The following is a 14,064-nucleotide window of genomic DNA, read 5'->3' as shown; positions in this document are numbered from 1 at the left end:
CGTCAGTCGTCCGCCAGGCCCTTCAGGCGCTTGGCGATGCGGGTCAGGCGCTCGCCCTGGTAGCGGGCGGCCGCGAGGACCTCCTCCCCCGGGGTGCCGTTGGCGCCCGGGTGGGCGGTGCCGTAGGGGTTGCCGCCGGCCGCGTACACCGCCGGGTCGGTGAAGCCGGGCGAGACGATGACCGAGCCCCAGTGGTGGAAGGTGTTGTAGAGCGCGAGCAGCGTCGACTCGTTGCCGCCGTGGACGTTGTGGGCGCTGGTGAAGGCGGTCGCGGGCTTGTCCGCCATGACGCCCCGCTGCCAGAGGCCGCCGGTCGTGTCGACGTACTGCTTGAGCTGCGCGGACACGTTGCCGAAGCGGGTCGGGGAGCCGAGCGCGTACGCGTCCGCCCACTCCAGGTCCTCCAGGGTGGCGACCTCCACGTCCCCGGTGGCGTCCACGTGGGCGCGCCAGGCCGGGTTGGCGTCGATGGCGGCGTCGGGGGCGAGCTCGGGCACCCGGCGCAGGCGGACCTCGGCGCCGGCCTTCTCGGCGCCCTCGGCGAGGGCCTGGGCGAGCTGGTGGACGGCTCCCGTGGCCGAGTAGTAGATGACGGCGACCTTGACGGACATGACGGACTCTCCTCAGCCGAACACGAACGGACCACACGAACAGGTCAAGCGGATCGTTTTCCGCTTTACCGTGACCGAGACTAAACGGATTGCTATCCGTTTCGCAAGGGGAACAGGTATGCTCGCCTCAGGAAGCCGCGAGAGCGACCCAGGGGGAGACGGAGCTCAGGACACAGGGACAGGAGTCGGCAGATGAGCACGGAGAACCCGCGGGCCGGAGACAGGACGGCGCCGGTGCTCGACCTGCTCCCCACCGTCGACGCCCCCGCCCCCGAGCGCGCCGACGCGGCCCGCAACCGGCGCAGGATCCTCGACGCGGCCGCCCGGATCGTCGCCGAGGAAGGCCCCGACGCCGTCACCATGAACCAGGTCGCCCACGCCAGCGGCATCGGCGTCGGCACCGTCTACCGCCGCTTCGGCGACGTCTCCCAGCTGCTGTGGGCGCTCCTCGACGAGCGCGAGCGCACGTTCCAGGAGGCGTACATGAGCGGCCCGCCCCCGCTGGGCCCGGGCGCCCCCGCCGCCGAGCGGCTCGACGCCTTCCTCGACGCGCTCGTCGACCGGGTCGCCGCGCAGCGCGCCCTGCTGCTCGCGGCGCACTCCGCCGCGCCCCGCGCCCGCTACCACAGCGGTGCCTACCGGGTGATGCACACGCATATGGCCCTGCTCATCGGCGAGCTCAGACCGGAGGGCGACCGCACGCTCCTCGCGCACCTGGCGCTCGCGCCGTTCTCGCCCGACGTCATGCACCACCTGACGGTCGAACAGGAGCTGTCGGCCGAGCGCCTCAAGGCCGGCGTGCGGGAGCTGCTCACCCTGCGGGCCTGACCCCGGGCGATCCGGCCCCGGAGGGCGCCGACCGCTCCGTGGACGGTGGTGGACCGGCGGCCTCCGGCGTCGCAGGATCACGCCATGACCACGTACCTGATCCTGCACGGCTTCCAGAACCGCCGCCCGCCCGCCCACTGGCAGCACTGGCTCGCCGGGCAGCTGCGCGAGCGTGGCCACGAGGTCCGCTACCCGCAGCTGCCCGCGCCGGACGCGCCCGTCCTCGACGAGTGGCTCGACGCCCTGGAGGAGCACGGGCAGCGCCCGGCCGAGGGGGAGTTCGTGGTCCTCGCGCACAGCCTGTCGGTGCTGCTGTGGCTGCGCGCCGGGCACCGGCGGCCGGACGCCGACCGGGTCCTCCTGGTCGCCCCGCCCTCCCCGGGGGTCACCGCCTCGATCCCGGAGATCGCCGCCTTCGCCGACGGCCTCGACCTGGCGGAGGCGGGACTCAAGGCGCGCCTCGTGTACGGGGACGGGGATCCGTACTGCCCCGAGGGCGCCGACCTGCACTACGGCATCCCGCTCGGCCTCGACCTGGACCACGTACCGGGCGGCGAGCACCTCAACCCCGATTCGGGGTACGGGGAGTGGCCCTCGCTCCTGGAGTGGTGCGAGGACCCGGCCGTACGGGTGCGGGGGAACGAGAACCCGTGAGCGCGGGCCGGCCGCGGCCGGAAAACTCCCCGGCCCGTGACGCCCGCGCCCGGTAGCGTCGGCCGGATGCATCCCGAGACCGCACCTCATGACCAAGGCCTGCTCGACGTGGGCGACGGCAACCTCGTCCACTGGGAGGTGTCCGGGAACCCGGACGGCAAGCCCGCGCTCGTCGTGCACGGCGGGCCGGGCTCCGGCTCCTCCCCGCGCAGCCGGCGGTACTTCGACCCGGAGGCGTACCGGGTCGTCCTCTTCGACCAGCGCGGCTGCGGGCGTTCCACCCCGCACGCGAGCGACCCGGCCGCCGACATGTCTGTGAACACCACCGCGCACCTGGTGGCCGACATGGAGCGGCTGCGCGAGCACCTCGGCATCGACAAGTGGCTTCTGTACGGCGGCTCCTGGGGCTCCACGCTGATCCTGGCGTACGCGGAGGCCCACCCCGAGCGCGTGTCGGAGATCGTGATCGCGGCCGTCACCACCACCCGCCGCTCCGAGACCGCCTGGCTGTACGAGGGAGTCGGCCGCTTCTTCCCCGAGGCCCACGAGCGCTTCCGGGCGGGGGCGGGGGACGCCCCCGACGTCGTGGGGGCGTACGCGGCCCTCATGGACCACCCCGACCGGGCCGTACGGGAGAGGGCCGCGGCCGACTGGTGCGCCTGGGAGGACGCGGTCCTCTCGATGGAGGGCATGGGGACCCCGTACACCGACCGGGTCGACGACACCCGGCTCGGCTTCGTCCGGATCTGCTCGCACTACTTCGCGCACGGCGCCTTCCTGGAGGAGGGCGCGCTGATCCGCGACGCGCACCGGCTCGCCGGCATCCCCGGGGTCCTGATCCACGGCCGGCTCGACATGGGCGGGCCGCTCACCACCGCGTGGGAGCTGACCCGCGCCTGGCCGGACGCCGAGCTGCACGTCGTCGAGCGCGCCGGGCACCTGGGCGGCGAGGAGACCCGGGAGCGGATCCTGGCGGCCCTCGACCGCTTCGCGAAGAGGTGAACCCACCGGGCGATCATCACGCACGCGCGTGATGATCAGGGCATGAACTCCGAAACCCGTCCCGGAGCCCGTCCCGGAAAAACACCTCGAAAGCCGCGAAAGAGGACCCGCGGATCGGGAATTGATAACTCCGTATTTCCTTCCTGCTGCGACCTGACAGGAATTGTGACGGATCTGTTCACAGAAGCCCCTCTACATCGCTAGCTTCCCCTCAACCTCCGTCCGTACCGGGAAGGACTTCTGTGAACGCATCCCAGCGCCGAGCCGCGGCCATCCTCGCCGCCGCCGCCCTCGCCACCCCGCTGGTCCTCGCCTCCCCCGCCACCGCGGGTCAGGACCCCGCGGCCGCGCCCGCCCGCGACGCCGCCAGGCTGGCGAAGAAGCTGGTCCGCGAAACCACCGCCCAGGACGCCTACCGGCATCTGCAGAAGTTCCAGGCGATAGCCGACTCGGCCGCCGGAAACCGCGCGGCCGGCACCCTCGGCCACGACGCCTCGGCCGCCTATGTGTACACCCAGCTCAAGAAGGCCGGATACGACGTCCGGTACCAGCAGTTCGACTTCATCTACACCGAGACGCTCACCGAGAAGGCCTCCGTCGTCTCGCCCGGTTCCCGGACGCTCGGCATCAAGGCGATGACGTACACGAAGTCCACCCCGGTCGGCGGCATCACCGCCGAGCTGGCGGCCGTCCCGGTCGACGCCGACGGCTCCACCGGCTGCGAGCCGGGCGACTTCGCCTCCGGCACCTTCACCGGGAAGATCGCGCTGATCAAGCGCGGCGTCTGCTCCTTCGCGATCAAGCAGCAGAACGCCGCCGCGGCCGGCGCCGTCGGCGCGATCGTCTACAACAACGTCGACGGCGCCCTCTCCGGCACCCTCGGCGACCCGGCCTCCGGCAAGATCCCCACCGGCGGGATCAGCCTGGCCGAGGGCACGCAGCTCGCCGCCGACCTCGCCAAGGGCCCGGTCTCGCTCTCCTTCGAGATCCGCCAGCTCCAGGAGAAGCGCACCACCAACAACGTCATCGCGGAGACCCGGGGCGGCAACGCCGCCAACACCGTGATGCTCGGCTCCCACCTCGACTCCGTCACCGCCGGCCCCGGCATCAACGACAACGGCTCCGGCTCCGCCGGTCTCCTGCAGACCGCCCTGGAGCTCGCCAAGTCGAAGGAGAAGGTCCGCAACAAGGTCCGCTTCGCCTGGTGGTCGGCGGAGGAGGTCGGCCTCCTCGGCTCCGAGCACTACGTCGACAGCCTCACGGCGCTCGACAAGAAGGAGATCAAGCTCTACCTCAACTTCGACATGATCGCCTCGCCGAACTACGGCCTGTTCGTGTACGACGGCGACAACTCGGACGGCGTCGGCGCGGGCGCCGGCCCCGAGGGATCCGCCCAACTGGAGCGCGACATCACCGACTTCATGGACAAGCGCGGGGTCCCGCACGAGGGCACCGACTTCACCGGCCGCTCCGACTACGGCCCGTTCATCGGCGTCGGCATCCCCTCCGGCGGCACCTTCACCGGCGCCGAGGGCATCAAGACCCCTGCCCAGGCGGCCAGGTTCGGCGGCACGGCGGGCGTCGCCTACGACGTGAACTACCACGCCAAGGGCGATGACATCCGCAACATCGACATGACGGCCTTCGACGTCAACATCGACGTCATCGCCAACGCCGTGGGCACCTACGCCCACGACATCTCCTCCCTGCGCAAGCCGGTCGTCTCCACCCCGACCACGGGCGACGCGGGCAGCGGCGGCGGCCTGCACGGCGACCACGACGAGGTGACCGCCTAACCGGTACCTCCCGGTCAGCGCCTCCGGCGGGCCGTCCCGAAGAGCGAACGGGTGATCTCCCGGCCCAGCTGGGTGCCGACCGAACGGGCCAGGGACGTGAAGATCCCGCTGCCCACCACCTGTTCGACGAGCGAGGGCTCCTCCTTCCCACGGGGAGCCCTCGCCTCCCGGGGAGCCCTCGCCTCCTCCCCGGCCGCCTCGGCCGCCTCCAACGCCGCCGCCTCCGCCGCCCGCTGCTCGGCGGTCAGCCTCTCGTACGCCGACTCCCGGTCCACCGCCTCCGCGTACCGCCCGTACAGCGACGAACCCTTCACCGCCGCGTCCAGAGCCGCCGCGTCGAGCGGGCCCATCAGCGACTCGGGGGCCCTCAGCCGGGTCACCGCCACCGGCGTCGGCGCGCCCTCCTCGCTCAGTACGGTGATCACCGCCTCGCCCGTACCGAGCCCGGTGAGCACCTCCTCCAGGTCGTACGGCGACTTCGGGAAGGTCCGCACCGTCGCCTTCAGGGCCTTCGCGTCGTCCGGGGTGAAGGCGCGCAGCGCGTGCTGCACCCGGTTGCCGAGCTGCGCCAGCACGTCCGGGGGGACGTCCTTCGGGGTCTGCGTCACGAAGAAGACCCCGACGCCCTTCGAGCGGATCAGCCGCACCGTCTGCGTGACCGACTCCAGGAACGCCTTCGAGGCGCCGCTGAAGAGCAGGTGCGCCTCGTCGAAGAAGAAGACCAGCTTCGGCTTCTCCAGGTCGCCGACCTCCGGGAGGTCGCCGAAGAGGTCCGCCAGCATCCACATCAGGAAGGTCGAGAACAGCTGCGGCTTGTCCTGCACCGCCGGCAGCTCCAGGACCGAGACGATCCCGCGCCCGTCCGCCGCCGTCCGCAGCAGCTCGGCCGTGTCGAACTCCGGCTCCCCGAAGAAGTCCCCCGCCCCCTCCTGCTCGAAGGCCGTGATCGAGCGCAGGATCACCCCGGCCGTCGCCGTCGACAGACCGCCGATGCCCTTGAGCTCGGCCTTCCCCGTGTCCGAGACCAGGAAGGCCACCACCGCCCGCAGGTCCTTGAGGTCGACCAGCTCCAGGCCCTTGGCGTCGGCGTAGTGGAAGATCAGGCCGAGCGACTGCTCCTGCGTCCGATTGAGCCGGAGCACCTTGGACAGGAGCACCGGGCCGAAGCCGGTCACCGTCGCGCGGACCGGGATGCCGGGGCCGGTGCCGCCGAGCCCGTAGAACTCGCAGGGGAAGCCGCGCCCCCGCCACTCCTGGCCCACCTGCCCGGCGCGCTCCCGGACCCGCTCGCCGTCCTGGCCGGGGGCGGAGACGCCGGAGACGTCGCCCTTGACGTCGGCGAGGAAGACCGGCACGCCGTTCGCCGAGAGCTGCTCGGCGATCAGCTGGAGCGTCTTCGTCTTGCCGGTGCCGGTCGCCCCGGCGACCAGACCGTGCCGGTTGAGCACGGACAGCGGGACGCGGATACGCGCGTCCGGGTGACAGACGCCGTCCCAGAGCAGAGCCCCCAGTTCGAGTGCGGGTCCGTCGAAGGCGTACCCGGCGGCGATCTCGGCGGCGGGTCCCGCGGAGGCGGCGGACGGTCCCGCGGGGGCGGCGGGCGGCTCCGCCGGGGAGGCGGGCGGCGGCTCGCTCACGCTCATGACGGCACCCCGATTCCGGTTATGTCATGGTTTGCACCAGCATCCCACTGCTCTCGCGTGGCTGCGCCGGGAGCCGCTCGCCCGGTAGGCTTTCCGTGTGATCTTCAAGCGCATCGGAAACGGAAAGCCGTATCCCGACCACGGCCGGGAAAGCACCCGGCAGTGGGCGGACGTCGCCCCGCGCCCGGTCCGCCTCGACCAGTTGGTGACCACCAAGGGCCAGCTGGACCTGGAGACCCTGCTCGCCGAGGACTCCACCTTCTACGGCGACCTCTTCGCGCACGTCGTGAAGTGGCAGGGCGACCTCTACCTCGAGGACGGACTGCACCGCGCCGTCCGCGCTGCGCTCCAGCAGCGCCAGGTGCTGCACGCCCGCGTCCTGGAGCTCGACTGAGCCCTTCCAGGGCCGTCCCGCTGACCCTTTCGGGGTCAGTTCGCCCCCATCCGGACGCGATCACATGATCATCAAGTAGGCATCGCCGACGGGCGGCATTACGCTGCGTTCATGAGCATGCTCACTCCCCCCGGCATGGGCGGAAAGTACCGCATCACGGGGGATGTCTACCCCCGCATGCGCCGCCCCCACCGCCGGCGCAGGATCGTCCTCGCGTCCGTCGCCGCCGTGGTCGTGCTCGGCGCGGCCGGCTGGGGGACGCTCCAGCTCGTCGACGTCTTCTCCGGTGACACGGGCGCGAAGACGACGGCCGGGAAGCAGACCGACTGCAAGCCCGCCCCCAAGGCCACCGCCGCGCCCGCCGCCGCCTTCCCCAAGCCGGCGCAGATCACGGTCAACGTCTACAACGCGACCCCGCGCAGCGGGCTCGCCAAGACAACCGCGGACGAGCTCAAGAAGCGCGGCTTCAAGATCGGCAAGGTGGGGAACGCGCCCACCGCCTACGACAAGAAGGTCACGGGCGCCGGCCTGCTGCTCGGCGCGCCCGCCGCCACCAAGGGCGCCTTCCCGGTCCTCGGCACCCAGCTCGCGGGCGCCACGACCAAGACGGACACCCGGGCCACGGCCGATGTGGACCTGATCATCGGGACCGCGTTCAAGACGCTGTCCCCGAAAGCGACGGCGGACGCGGCCCTGGTCGCCCTGACCAGGCCCGCGCCCGCGGTGAAGCCCTGCCGGTAGGGGTGGCCGCCCGGCAGGTCCTGCCGTGTCCTGTTCGGCGGAGCCGGCTGCGTCCTGTTCGGCGGAGCCGGCCGCGTCTTATTCGGCGGAGCCGGCCGCGTCTTATTCGGCGGAGCCGTACATGCGGTCGCCCGCGTCACCCAGGCCCGGGACGATGTAGCCGCTCTCGTTGAGCCGCTCGTCGACCGAGGCCGTCACGACGGTCACCGGCGTGCCCGCGAGCTCGCGCTCCATGACCTCGACGCCCTCCGGGGCGGCGAGGAGCACGACCGCGGTCACGTCGTCGGCGCCGCGCTTGATGAGCTCCTGGATCGCCGCGACCAGCGTGCCGCCGGTCGCCAGCATCGGGTCCAGGACGTACACCTGGCGGCCCGAGAGGTCCTCCGGCATCCGCGTCGCGTAGGTCGACGCCTCCAGCGTCTCCTCGTTGCGGATCATGCCGAGGAAACCGACCTCGGCCGTCGGGAGCAGCCGGACCATGCCGTCCAGCATCCCGAGACCGGCGCGCAGGATCGGGACCACCAGCGGACGCGGGTGCGACAGCTTCACGCCGGTCGTGGGCGTCACGGGGGTCTCGATGTCGACCTGCTCGGTCCGCACGTCCCGGGTGGCCTCGTAGGCGAGCAGGGTGACCAGCTCGTCGGCGAGACGGCGGAAGGTCGCGGAGTCCGTGCGCTTGTCGCGCAGGGTGGTGAGCTTGTGGGCGACCAGGGGGTGGTCGACGACGTGGAGACGCATGACTCAACAGTAGCCCGCCGGGCACTGGCATCGACCCACGGCGCTGGGGGAAGGTGGGGACACAGGGACCCAGCGATGGGGTGGTGTGGCCGATGCCCGACCTGGAAGAACCGGCAGGGGAAGCCGCCGAGGGGGCGGCCCGCACGCCGGCACCGGAGACCGACGCGGAGCGCCGCAGACGCCGCGCCCAGTTCCTCCGCGAGCTGAACGAGGCCAAGGCGCTGCGCGAGCGCGTGCAGCCGCGGCGCGCCAGGGCCGCCCGGATGCGCCAGGCGATGCGCATGCGGACCTTCCGCTGGTGAGGCCGTCCGTGGGACGCTGCCGCGGGAACCGTCCGTGCGCCCCCTTCGTGCGCCGGGGTCGCACGCCCACCCGATCGCGGGGTCGTTCAGACTGATGCACGACGCAAGAGCCGAAGACCTCTCCTGACGGCGACGTTTCTGTCACGATGCCGATTGGGCGGGGCACCGGAAGCGCGCCGCCGGAACGTCACACCTCTGATCAGTGGGAGAGAGTCAGGTGTACTTCGCCGCACTGCTCGCGCGCACCGAAGACGGGTGGGAAGCGAGCGACACGGAGCTCGACGACGTGGAGAGCCTGTCGGATCTGGCCGAGCTCGCTCGCGAGGCCTCGGACGACGACACGGTGATCGTCTTCATCGAACAGGAGGACGCGTGGTTCGGGATCGTCCGGATCGAGGGTGAGGAGGACCCTCGTATCTACGTCTCGGACGGGGCCGCCGCCGCGCGTTCCTCGTACGGGGAGATGCTCACCCGGGAGATCCTCGGCGACGACCTGGACGACCTGGTCGACGACCTGGAGACGCTGGACCTGGACGGCACCGAGGACGGGGAGCCGCTCGACGGCGACACGGACGAGGACGACGAGGCGGGCTCCGTCGCCGCCGAGGCCGTCCCGGCCGCTCCGGTGGGCGACCGGCTGATCCTGGCCGACCTCGGGATGTCGGCGGAGGACCTGCTGGCCCTCGACACGGACGCGCTCGCGGAGATCGCGGAGGCGCTGGGCGCCGCCGAGGTCCTGGAGGCCGTCCGCTAGTGACATCCGCGGTACCCGTTCCCGACCCCGCTCCCGACTCCGTTCGGGACCCGGTCCGGGATCCCTGGCGGGACGCCATGCGTCTCGCCCTCGCCGAGGCCGACGCGGCCGCGCCGGCCGGTGACGTACCGGTCGGGGCGGTCGTGCTCGGGCCGGACGGCACGGTGATCGCCCGCGCGCACAACGAGCGGGAGGCCACCGGCGACCCCACCGCGCACGCCGAGGTGCTCGCCCTGCGCCGGGCGGCGGCGGTCACCGGCGAGTGGCGGCTGACGGGCTGCACGCTGGTCGTGACCCTGGAGCCGTGTGTGATGTGCGCCGGCGCGCTCGTCCAGTCCCGTGTCGAGCGGGTGGTGTTCGGGGCGCTCGACGAGAAGGCGGGCGCGACCGGTTCGCTCTGGGACCTCGTACGGGACCGACGGCTCAACCACCGCCCCGAGGTGATCCAGGGCGTCCTCGGCGAGGAGTGCGCCGAGCAGTTGACGGCCTTCTTCCGCGGCCGCTGACCCCTGCTCCGACCTGGTCTTCGACGCGGATTTCATCGCAGCGCCAGTTTGGGCTAAGCTCTCTCTCGGTAGCGTGTCCGAGCGGCCGAAGGAGCTCGCCTCGAAAGCGAGTGTGGCGCAAGTCACCGAGGGTTCAAATCCCTCCGCTACCGCTTCGATCGAAGGGCCCGGCGCATCAGCGCCGGGCCCTTCGGCGTATCTCCGGTGCGCACGCGGGTCCGTGCGCGAGGACCGCACGACGAAGGCCCCGGTCCGTGCGCGAGGACCGCACGACGAAGGCCCCGGTCCGCGCGCGAGGACCGCACGACGAAGGCCCCGGTCCGCGCGCGTGGCGCGGCCGGGGCCTGCTCCGCCGGAACGGGGCTCAGGACGGGGGGAACGGCATCGGGGGGACAAGCCGCTCCCCCCGACGAGAACCGGACCTGCAAGTCCTGCGCCGCGTTCAGGGGGGAAGCCCGCGGCACGGACCCCGCAGTGCGGGCCGGTTCCTCCGAGCCCCGCGGATTCCTGCCAGATCCGCCGGGCTCGACATCCATACTGCGCGCCCGTCACCCTTCCGGGGAGCGGCGAAAGGCCCCGATCGCCGGGCCCTTGGTCCATAAGGCCTCGGTTAGAGTGGCGCGGTCGTACGGCGGGGGAACAGGGGAGGGCTGGGCAGATGGCGCAAGCGAAGAAGGTCGCGCTGTACGCGGTCGTGGTCTTTGTGCTGTACACGATCGTCACCTCCCCGGCCAGGGCCGCCGATCTGGTGCAGGTAGGGTTCGAGGGCATTTCCAGCGCCGCCCAGGGGGTCGGTCAGTTCATGACCGAACTCGTCAACTAGGAGCCCACCGTGATCCGCCATCTGGTCCTCTTCAAGCTCAACGACGGCGTCGCGCGCGACGAGCCGCGAGTGGTCGCCGGCGTCGAGGCGTTCCGTGCGCTCGGCGGGCAGATCCCGGAGCTGAAGTTCTGGGAGTGCGACTGGAACATCACGGACCGGCCGATCGCGTACGACTTCGCCATCAACTCGGCCGTCGAGGACGAGGAAGCGCTCCAGCGCTACCTGGACCACCCCGCGCACCAGGCCGGTGTCGCCCAGTGGCGCGAGTTCGCCACCTGGGTGATCGCGGACTACGCCTTCTGAGACTTGGTCCGCGATTCACCAGAGGGTGAATCGCGGACTGCGGCCGGTGTGAGGGTCGAACGTTCCGGCGTGGGCACCTCGCGGTGTCTCATCCGGGGTCGTCCGGTCGGCTGTCGGGGCCTCCGGCAAGCACCACGGCGAGCGGGCCCGCGTGGTCCCACCAGGTCGCCTTGCGCATCCTCGCCGTCCCGGCCGCCGTCGTTCTGTGCGTCGGGGAACAGATGCCGCGAGACGCCGCTCCACACCTCGTCGGCCATGCGCCTCGCAAGGGCCTTCGAACCATGGCGCTTGAGGTGCACCGAGGCTTCGAGGTGTCGGCAGGCGCACCGCTCCAGAGCCTCGCGGGACAGTCCGAGACGCTGCCTCACGGCCTTGCACCCGTTCCGCCCCCGCTCGCGGTGCGCGGCCCGGCATGCGTCCACCCTTGCGCGGGCGTCCCGCTGGACGGCCCTCTTGATGCACCACATCGCCCCGAACGGCTTCTCCAGCCGAGCGAGATCGCCAGGATCCGCGACCGCCAACGGCAGCACCACCACCGACACCGCCCCGTCATCGGGCGTGGTCCGCTTCGGCGCCTTGTTCTTCCCCCGGGACCGTCGCCGTGCCCGGACAGCACGCACCCCCCTCACCCCCTCGGCCTCAGACCCCAAGGTGGAGACGGTCCAGCACACATAGGCGAGAACCGCGCATTTTCACCATCACACGCGATGGCTCGCACGAGCGTACGACCGTCGTTCGGCAGGAGCATCGCGGATTTTCACCCCTCCCCCATTTACACCATCATGCCCTCAACACGGGATTATGCGGTGCTTGCACACAGTGGACATGTCTTGTGATGCTATGACCGCTTTTGACGGATGAGTTGACCGTAGTTGACCCGGTCCACCAGCAAGAACAGGCGAAGGGGTGGCGTGAACGTGCCGGCCAGTACAGCACCTCAGGTCCCGCCCCAGCACGAGGCGGGCGGCGGTGGTCCGGAAGCCCCGCGCCCGCGCCCGCAGAGCAGTCGCGGCGCCGACACCCGCGCCCTCACCCAGGTGCTCTTCGGGCAGCTGAAGAACCTGGAGCCGGGCACCCCCGAGCACCACCGGGTGCGCGGGGCCCTCATCGAGGCCAACCTGCCGCTCGTGCGGTACGCGGCGGCCCGCTTCCGCTCCCGCAACGAGCCGATGGAGGACGTCGTCCAGGTCGGCACCATCGGCCTCATCAACGCCATCGACCGCTTCGACCCCGACCGGGGCGTCCAGTTCCCCACCTTCGCGATGCCGACCGTCGTCGGCGAGATCAAGCGGTACTTCCGCGACAACGTGCGGACCGTGCACGTGCCGCGCCGGCTGCACGAGCTCTGGGTCCAGGTGAACGGCGCCACCGAGGACCTGACGACCGCTCACGGCCGCTCCCCCACGACCGCGGAGATCGCCGAACGGCTGCGGATCGGCGAGGACGAGGTGCTCGCCTGCATCGAGGCCGGCCGCTCGTACCACGCCACCTCCCTGGAGGCCGCGCAGGAGGGCGACGGGCTGCCCGGACTGCTCGACCGGCTCGGCTACGAGGACCCCGCCCTGGCGGGCGTCGAGCACCGCGACCTCGTCCGGCACCTGCTCGTCCAGTTGCCCGAGCGGGAGCAGCGGATCCTGATGCTGCGCTACTACAGCAATTTGACCCAGTCTCAGATCAGTCAGGAACTCGGCGTCTCCCAGATGCACGTGTCAAGGCTCCTCGCCCGCAGTTTCGCCCGCCTGAGATCCGCAAACAGGATCGAGGCGTAACCGGAACGGGTAGACCGGTTCGGAGCAGTTCTCACCCGGGCCAAATGCCGTACACCCCTTGTTTCCTGCGGAAATGCACCGCCGCCGTGTCGACAAGTCACTACAGCGTGTTGCCGACATGTGACATTCTGCTGGAACCGAGTTTGCCGCAGCCCCACCGCCGGTATTCAGGTGGAGGCTGCGTTCCTCAGACGGTCGCGGCCACCGCGACCGTCCGCGACCTCAAGGGGGTGGCATGTCCACAGAACTGGGCAGCTCGAAGGTGCTCACGCTCACGCCCGTTCCCGTGCCCACGCAGACGACGGCGCCGAACGCGGCCGACGGCACGGAGACCGTGAACACCGCCGGGACCACCGAGACCGCGCCTCCGCCGATGGTCCTCACGTCCGGGGCCCTCGACACCCGCACCCTCTCGCGCTCCCTCTTCCTGCGGCTGCGCGCCCTCGACACCGAGGGCGCCGCCGCCGACAGCCCGGAGCGGACCTACGTCCGCGACACCCTCATCGAGCTCAACCTCCCGCTCGTGCGGTACGCGGCGGCCCGCTTCCGCTCCCGCAACGAGCCGATGGAGGACATCGTCCAGGTCGGCACCATCGGCCTCATCAAGGCGATCGACCGCTTCGACTGCGAGCGGGGCGTCGAGTTCCCGACGTTCGCCATGCCGACCGTCGTCGGCGAGATCAAGCGCTTCTTCCGCGACACCTCGTGGTCGGTGCGGGTCCCGCGCCGGCTCCAGGAGCTGCGCCTCGCCCTGACCAAGGCCAGCGACGAGCTCGCGCAGAAGCTCGACCGCTCCCCCACCGTGCCCGAACTCGCCGCCGTGCTCGGGGTGTCGGAGGAGGACGTCGTCGACGGCCTCGCCGTCGGCAACGCGTACACCGCCTCCTCGCTGGACTCCCCCTCGCCCGAGGACGACGGCGGCGAGGGCTCGCTCGCGGACCGCCTCGGCTACGAGGACATGGCCCTCGAAGGCGTCGAGTACCGCGAGTCGCTCAAGCCGCTGCTCGCCAAACTGCCGCCCCGCGAGCGGCAGATCATCATGCTCCGCTTCTTCGCGAACATGACGCAGTCGCAGATCGGCGAGGAGGTCGGCATCTCCCAGATGCACGTCTCGCGCCTCCTCACCCGCACCCTCGCCCAGCTGCGCGAGGGCCTCATCTCCGACTGATCCGGCAGAGTTCCGCGAAAGCCCCGCTTGTT

16 protein-coding genes and 1 tRNA gene are annotated in these 14,064 nt (G+C 71.4%); 14 read left to right on the top strand and 3 right to left on the bottom strand.

What is annotated here, in order from left to right:
• Positions 1-2 precede the first annotated feature (2 nt).
• On the bottom strand, positions 3-611 hold the full coding sequence (wrbA, locus tag ACFYUZ_RS07575) for an NAD(P)H:quinone oxidoreductase (protein WP_389306949.1): 609 nt from the start codon (positions 609-611) through the stop codon (positions 3-5).
• 192 nt (positions 612-803) lie between these two features.
• Between wrbA and ACFYUZ_RS07570 the strand changes: the two genes are divergently transcribed.
• The 4 genes from ACFYUZ_RS07570 (at position 804) to ACFYUZ_RS07555 (ending at position 4,891) form a co-directional block, all read left to right on the top strand.
• Positions 804-1,439 carry a TetR/AcrR family transcriptional regulator gene (locus ACFYUZ_RS07570; RefSeq protein WP_389306948.1) on the top strand — a complete coding sequence of 212 codons (636 nt, stop codon included), beginning with the start codon at positions 804-806 and terminating at the stop codon, positions 1,437-1,439.
• A gap of 84 nt (positions 1,440-1,523) precedes the next feature.
• A complete protein-coding gene (locus ACFYUZ_RS07565; RefSeq protein ID WP_389306946.1) occupies positions 1,524-2,093 on the top strand; it encodes an RBBP9/YdeN family alpha/beta hydrolase in 570 nt (189 codons plus the stop codon).
• Between the two features lie 66 nt (positions 2,094-2,159).
• A complete protein-coding gene (gene pip / locus ACFYUZ_RS07560; RefSeq protein WP_389306944.1) occupies positions 2,160-3,095 on the top strand; it encodes a prolyl aminopeptidase in 936 nt (311 codons plus the stop codon).
• 242 nt (positions 3,096-3,337) lie between these two features.
• A complete protein-coding gene (locus tag ACFYUZ_RS07555) occupies positions 3,338-4,891 on the top strand; it encodes a M28 family metallopeptidase (protein ID WP_389306942.1) in 1,554 nt (517 codons plus the stop codon).
• Positions 4,892-4,905: 14 nt separating this feature from the next.
• On the opposite strand, the gene ACFYUZ_RS07550 is transcribed toward ACFYUZ_RS07555, so the two are convergent.
• Positions 4,906-6,534 carry a helicase HerA-like domain-containing protein gene (locus ACFYUZ_RS07550; RefSeq protein WP_389306941.1) on the bottom strand — a complete coding sequence of 543 codons (1,629 nt, stop codon included), beginning with the start codon at positions 6,532-6,534 and terminating at the stop codon, positions 4,906-4,908.
• A gap of 97 nt (positions 6,535-6,631) precedes the next feature.
• Here ACFYUZ_RS07550 and ACFYUZ_RS07545 point away from each other — a divergent pair, with 97 nt between their 5' ends.
• On the top strand, positions 6,632-6,928 hold the full coding sequence (locus ACFYUZ_RS07545) for a type II toxin-antitoxin system VapB family antitoxin (protein ID WP_030209440.1): 297 nt from the start codon (positions 6,632-6,634) through the stop codon (positions 6,926-6,928).
• A gap of 111 nt (positions 6,929-7,039) precedes the next feature.
• Complete coding sequence (locus ACFYUZ_RS07540) at positions 7,040-7,669, top strand: LytR C-terminal domain-containing protein (RefSeq protein ID WP_389306940.1); 630 nt, start codon at positions 7,040-7,042, stop codon at positions 7,667-7,669.
• Positions 7,670-7,771: 102 nt separating this feature from the next.
• Here the strand turns inward: ACFYUZ_RS07540 and upp are convergent, their stop codons facing one another.
• Complete coding sequence (gene upp / locus ACFYUZ_RS07535; protein WP_389306939.1) at positions 7,772-8,407, bottom strand: uracil phosphoribosyltransferase; 636 nt, start codon at positions 8,405-8,407, stop codon at positions 7,772-7,774.
• Between the two features lie 92 nt (positions 8,408-8,499).
• Between upp and ACFYUZ_RS07530 the strand changes: the two genes are divergently transcribed.
• The 8 genes from ACFYUZ_RS07530 (at position 8,500) to ACFYUZ_RS07495 (ending at position 14,032) form a co-directional block, all read left to right on the top strand.
• Complete coding sequence (locus ACFYUZ_RS07530; protein ID WP_389013750.1) at positions 8,500-8,709, top strand: hypothetical protein; 210 nt, start codon at positions 8,500-8,502, stop codon at positions 8,707-8,709.
• A gap of 217 nt (positions 8,710-8,926) precedes the next feature.
• Positions 8,927-9,463 (top strand): hypothetical protein, encoded by a 537-nt coding sequence (locus tag ACFYUZ_RS07525; RefSeq protein ID WP_389307032.1) that lies wholly within the window; start codon positions 8,927-8,929, stop codon positions 9,461-9,463.
• Between the two features lie 77 nt (positions 9,464-9,540).
• Complete coding sequence (gene tadA, locus ACFYUZ_RS07520; RefSeq protein WP_389306938.1) at positions 9,541-9,969, top strand: tRNA adenosine(34) deaminase TadA; 429 nt, start codon at positions 9,541-9,543, stop codon at positions 9,967-9,969.
• Between the two features lie 67 nt (positions 9,970-10,036).
• Positions 10,037-10,121, top strand: a tRNA-Ser gene (locus tag ACFYUZ_RS07515).
• A gap of 506 nt (positions 10,122-10,627) precedes the next feature.
• Positions 10,628-10,792, top strand: a complete 165-nt coding sequence (locus ACFYUZ_RS07510; RefSeq protein ID WP_177181689.1) for a hypothetical protein — start codon at positions 10,628-10,630, stop codon at positions 10,790-10,792.
• Positions 10,793-10,801: 9 nt separating this feature from the next.
• Positions 10,802-11,095 carry a Dabb family protein gene (locus ACFYUZ_RS07505; RefSeq protein WP_389306936.1) on the top strand — a complete coding sequence of 98 codons (294 nt, stop codon included), beginning with the start codon at positions 10,802-10,804 and terminating at the stop codon, positions 11,093-11,095.
• Positions 11,096-12,012: 917 nt separating this feature from the next.
• On the top strand, positions 12,013-12,864 hold the full coding sequence (locus ACFYUZ_RS07500; RefSeq protein ID WP_030685480.1) for an RNA polymerase sigma factor SigF: 852 nt from the start codon (positions 12,013-12,015) through the stop codon (positions 12,862-12,864).
• Positions 12,865-13,099: 235 nt separating this feature from the next.
• Positions 13,100-14,032, top strand: coding sequence for an RNA polymerase sigma factor SigF (locus ACFYUZ_RS07495; protein WP_389306935.1), 933 nt, complete (start codon positions 13,100-13,102; stop codon positions 14,030-14,032).
• The last annotated feature ends 32 nt before the right edge of the window (positions 14,033-14,064 follow it).

Source organism: Streptomyces sp. NPDC004266 (assembly GCF_042874095.1).
In the GTDB taxonomy this organism is placed as follows: Bacteria; Actinomycetota; Actinomycetes; order Streptomycetales; family Streptomycetaceae; genus Streptomyces.
This window is presented reverse-complemented; position numbering and strand designations above follow the sequence as displayed.

What these genes read in the sequence shown, in the direction of transcription:
- wrbA (WP_389306949.1), bottom strand. Translation starts at nt 611, where the DNA reads ATGTCCGTCAAGGTCGCCGTCATCTACTACTCGGCCACGGGAGCCGTC.
- ACFYUZ_RS07570 (WP_389306948.1), top strand. Translation starts at nt 804, where the DNA reads ATGAGCACGGAGAACCCGCGGGCCGGAGACAGGACGGCGCCGGTGCTC.
- ACFYUZ_RS07565 (WP_389306946.1), top strand. Translation starts at nt 1,524, where the DNA reads ATGACCACGTACCTGATCCTGCACGGCTTCCAGAACCGCCGCCCGCCC.
- pip (WP_389306944.1), top strand. Translation starts at nt 2,160, where the DNA reads ATGCATCCCGAGACCGCACCTCATGACCAAGGCCTGCTCGACGTGGGC.
- ACFYUZ_RS07550 (WP_389306941.1), bottom strand. Translation starts at nt 6,534, where the DNA reads ATGAGCGTGAGCGAGCCGCCGCCCGCCTCCCCGGCGGAGCCGCCCGCC.
- ACFYUZ_RS07540 (WP_389306940.1), top strand. Translation starts at nt 7,040, where the DNA reads ATGAGCATGCTCACTCCCCCCGGCATGGGCGGAAAGTACCGCATCACG.
- upp (WP_389306939.1), bottom strand. Translation starts at nt 8,407, where the DNA reads ATGCGTCTCCACGTCGTCGACCACCCCCTGGTCGCCCACAAGCTCACC.
- ACFYUZ_RS07530 (WP_389013750.1), top strand. Translation starts at nt 8,500, where the DNA reads ATGCCCGACCTGGAAGAACCGGCAGGGGAAGCCGCCGAGGGGGCGGCC.
- tadA (WP_389306938.1), top strand. Translation starts at nt 9,541, where the DNA reads ATGCGTCTCGCCCTCGCCGAGGCCGACGCGGCCGCGCCGGCCGGTGAC.
- ACFYUZ_RS07510 (WP_177181689.1), top strand. Translation starts at nt 10,628, where the DNA reads ATGGCGCAAGCGAAGAAGGTCGCGCTGTACGCGGTCGTGGTCTTTGTG.
- ACFYUZ_RS07495 (WP_389306935.1), top strand. Translation starts at nt 13,100, where the DNA reads ATGTCCACAGAACTGGGCAGCTCGAAGGTGCTCACGCTCACGCCCGTT.